4 protein-coding genes are annotated in these 3988 nt (G+C 38.5%); 2 read left to right on the top strand and 2 right to left on the bottom strand.

The window, feature by feature from the left end:
* A partial coding sequence (locus ACEW8U_RS11805; RefSeq protein ID WP_373522246.1) for an endo-1,4-beta-xylanase occupies window positions 1–727 on the top strand: 727 nt, incomplete at its 5' end.
* Window positions 728–950: 223 nt separating this feature from the next.
* Here the strand turns inward: ACEW8U_RS11805 and ACEW8U_RS11800 are convergent.
* Both ACEW8U_RS11800 and ACEW8U_RS11795 read right to left on the bottom strand, forming a co-directional pair.
* Window positions 951–2735, bottom strand: a complete 1785-nt coding sequence (locus ACEW8U_RS11800; RefSeq protein ID WP_373522245.1) for a M56 family metallopeptidase — start codon at window positions 2733–2735, stop codon at window positions 951–953.
* Window positions 2732–3103 carry a BlaI/MecI/CopY family transcriptional regulator gene (locus ACEW8U_RS11795; protein WP_373522244.1) on the bottom strand — a complete coding sequence of 124 codons (372 nt, stop codon included), beginning with the start codon at window positions 3101–3103 and terminating at the stop codon, window positions 2732–2734. The genes ACEW8U_RS11800 and ACEW8U_RS11795 overlap by 4 nt, the downstream gene beginning before the upstream one ends.
* 210 nt (window positions 3104–3313) lie before the next feature.
* Here ACEW8U_RS11795 and ACEW8U_RS11790 point away from each other — a divergent pair.
* On the top strand, window positions 3314–3988 hold a 675-nt coding region (locus ACEW8U_RS11790), incomplete at its 3' end, for an outer membrane lipoprotein-sorting protein (RefSeq protein WP_373522243.1).

Here is a 3988-nt window from a genome sequence, read left to right as displayed (position 1 = left end):
ACGAATGGAAGACCATATTCAAACAGTAGCCGGAAGATACAAAGGACGGGTAAATGGTTGGGATGTGGTCAATGAGGCGATTATGGATAATGGTGAATACCGGGCTTCAAAATGGTATAATGCTGCTGGAAAGGACTTTCTTAAGAGGGCTTTTATCAAAGCCAATGAAGTAGATCCTGATGCGGAATTGTATTACAATGACTACAATATGTGGAAGCCTGCCAAAAGGAATACAGCCATTGAATTGGCGAAAGAACTGCGCTCGGAGGGAATCAGGATAGATGGAATTGGGATGCAGGGACACTATGGATTGGAGTCACCCACTCTTGACCAAATTGAAGCTTCTATTGTGGCAATAGCTGATGCCGGATTTAAGGTAATGTTTACCGAATTGGATATTGATGTATTGCCCAACCCTGTCAACAGGTTCGGTGCCGACATTGACTCCACTTTCGTTTTTGAGGAGAAATACAACCCTTATAAAGATGGCTTACCACAAGAAGTGCAGGAAAAATTGGCAAAAAGATATGGGGAGTTATTCGGCCTATTTTATAGGCACAGGGAGCATATCACCCGGGTGACATTCTGGGGCATACACGATGGCGGTACCTGGCTGAACAACTGGCCCATTCGGGGAAGAACAGCTTATCCTTTCCCTTTTGACCGAAATTATGAGGAAAAAGAGGATGTGATTCAGGCCATTATTAGTGCCCACAAAGGAAAATAACCTTTTATTTTGAACCACAAAAGAAACAAAAGGGAACAAAAGGTTTGGGATTTATTTCATGGAGATTCCTTCAAGAAAAAAATATTTTCTTTTGTGTTCTTTTGTCTCTTTTGTGGTTCATTCAAATTACTTTTTATAAAATCCTATTGAAAAATTATTAAAAGATGCTTTCAGAATATCATTCCTCAAATGAAAGAGGTCACATTAAAAAAATAACAGGTAATCAATAAAGCTGGTTGAGCGCTGTAGACCTGCCATTGCTTTCGGTATTTGTTCCGCCATCATCCACAAGGGGTACAAAGACCTGTTTGCGATCCCCATCGCGAATTAGAATGATGGGGATTTCAATTTTCAAATCATCATCCAGGATAATGTTTCCCACACGGTACGAATCAGGGCTATAATTCAAAAATGCATCCAAAATAGAGGCCTCGTAATTTTGGGGAATATGTGAGTCTTGGTTACGACTTATATGCATTCCTTGATCTCTGAAAAAAATAAATTTCGGCAAATAGCTCACTTCTGCCTTGTCCCCGTTTACGAAATGAGCAGCAATTGCTCGAAGTTCTTTCTTGGGAAGGATGAATTGTCTGTGGTATTCTTTGGGGGATGTCAGTTTGACTGTGTAAGATGGTTTTTTTAAGAATCTTTTGGGTTCTGTACCCCTGACTTCAAACATCACGAAGTCTTCCGGTGAGTAGCTTTCCAAAACAGAAATATCCTGCGTCTCCCCATCAATTTCCAATTCTACATTTTTGGTCTTTTTCCAGTTTTCCCAAATTTCTGTTTTAACCTGCTTGGTGGGCGGAGGAGCGTTATATTGCATGACCACTTGTACTTTGTTGGATATCTTTAGTAATGCCTGCAATCTCGAAAAAGCTCCATCGTCGAAGAAAGGAAACTCAGTCACATTTTCTTTTTCCTCTTCATTGAGTCGGTCAAAAGCCTGTTTCAATTTGGGAAGGTCAAGCTTGCTGATATCCAAAACGTATGGTTGATCTTTATCAGAAGCCTCCCAAATTATTCTTTCATATTCCTCCACCGATGACTTCAAAAGGGACAAAGAAATAGGATTGGCTGAGGTAATTCCTGAAGAGGCCAAAGAGAAAAATACAGCCAACACGATCGAAAAGGTAAGCCCTTTGAGCAAAATGGATTTTCCCGGGGAGGTGAATCTGCCCATCATTATCAATCTCTTTTTGGTCACTGAAAAATTAAACCGACTGCTTAAACTTAGATTGATTTGTGATTGACTTACTTTGGAAAACAGCAACATCTGGTATGCCGTTTTATTTTGGAACTGCCTGTTAACCGCTTCATCAGCCAAATATTCATGATTGATCTGTATGGCTTTTTTATACAATAGCAGCAATGGATTGAACCAAAGCAACACTTTCAACACCTCCACAAAAAGTATATCCCAAGAGTGTTTTTGCCTGATATGGGTGAGTTCATGTTCCCATATTTCCGGTTCTATTTTATTTGCTTTGTAGTCCACTTCTGACACAAACAGGTAATCCAAAAATGTAAATGGTAAATTCTTTTCCGGCAAGAGCACAACTTGGTATCCATCTTTTTGCAATAAAGGATTGGTTGATTTCAGCTTTCGGAACTGGATTAACTGAATGATAAACCTGGAAAAGAAAAGTAAAAAACCAAGAAAATAAACTATACCTACTACCAGATACCAGTCAAACTCATATACCGAATGGATTTCAATAGGGGTTTTTTCAGCAGTCTGCTTTTCTGAAACCAATCCAGATTTAAAAACTTCAGCCTCCATTGGAGCCTCAACAGGCAGCAGTTGCTCCCAGACAACTTTTGGTGTTTCCTGGATTCGGGGAAAAAATGATGGCAGCACTACAAAAGGCAGTGTCAGGGAAATAACCAAGCTACCAAGCAGGAAAAATCTGTTGAACCTGTAAAGACTTTCCTTTTCAAGAAATAGGCGATAAAGCAATAAAAATACTGCCATCGACAAAGCTGATTTTAAGATGATAAGTATCATGGCTTCTTGGTTTTGATTTGTTCTTCTATGATCGACTTTAAGGATTCCAGTTCTTTCTGGGAAAGGTCGGTTTCCTTGGTAAAGAATGAGGCGAACTGTGAGGGGGAATCATTGAAAAAGGTTTTGATCAGAACATTGACCTTATCGGAAAAGTATTGACTTTTCTGAACTTCAGGATAATACTCCCGAGAATTTCCAAACACCTTATAGCTGACAGCACCTTTATCCGTCAACCTTTTTAATAAGGTCGCCACAGTGGTGGGTGCAGGCTTTGGTTCAGGATAAGCCTCAAGCAGATCCTTCATAAATGCCGATCCTTTTTCCCATAAATAGTTCATCAGCTGCTCTTCTCCATTTGAAAGGTTCATATTCTATATGATTAGATTGTATTCTACAAATATAGAAATGATTTATTTAATTCAAAAAGGAAATTTTTAATCTAAAACGAAAATCAATAAAAATCATCTTTCATCAATAAAATCAGGAGATCAAAAAAAATTAATCGATAGGAATTTTTATTTTAATACCTTTATTTTCGATAAAAAATATTACTTAATTTTCTAAATAATCACAACTATATGAAAAAGTCAATACTTATTCTTGCATTATTCTGCTTTTCTACACTTTCACATGCCCAAACAGTAGAAGAAATCATTGATCAATACCTGGAAAATACTGGTGGGGCATCAGAATGGGCGAAGTTGACTGCTGTCAAAATGGAAGGTAAAGTAAATACCCAGGGAATGGATATTCCCATCGAAATAGTCCAGTCCAAAGAAGGCAAAATGTATATGAAATTTCAATTACAGGGCCAGGAAATAGTGCAGCAGGCATTTGACGGAACTGAAGCTTGGGGTGTCAATTTCATGACCATGAAACCTGAAAAAAGTGACGGTGAAACCACCGAAAACCTGAAACGGGAGTTGGGTGATTTCCCTGATCCGTTTTTGGATATGAAAAGCAAAGGCTATAAGGCTGAATTGCTGGGTAAAGAAACTATTGAAGGCACAGAATGCTTTAAAGTCAAATTGACCAAAAAACCTGTTTTGGTTGATGGATCAGAACAGGAAAACATCTCCTTTTATTTTTTTGATACTGAAAACTACGTTCCCATTATGGTCGAAAAAGAAATAAAAACCGGGCCTGCCAAAGGAATTACCAGTCAGACTTTGATGAGTGATTATCAGGAGGTAGATGGATTATTTTTCCCTTTCTCCATTGTGGAAAAAGCAAAAGGAACTCCTCAAGGACAA

It is taken from the genome of Aquiflexum sp. (assembly GCF_041751335.1).
Lineage (GTDB): Bacteria > Bacteroidota > Bacteroidia > Cytophagales > Cyclobacteriaceae > Aquiflexum.
This window is presented reverse-complemented; position numbering and strand designations above follow the sequence as displayed.

Coding starts and splice junctions, on each gene's coding strand:
- ACEW8U_RS11800 (WP_373522245.1), bottom strand. CDS start 2,735: ATGATACTTATCATCTTAAAATCAGCTTTGTCGATGGCAGTATTTTTA.
- ACEW8U_RS11795 (WP_373522244.1), bottom strand. CDS start 3,103: ATGAACCTTTCAAATGGAGAAGAGCAGCTGATGAACTATTTATGGGAA.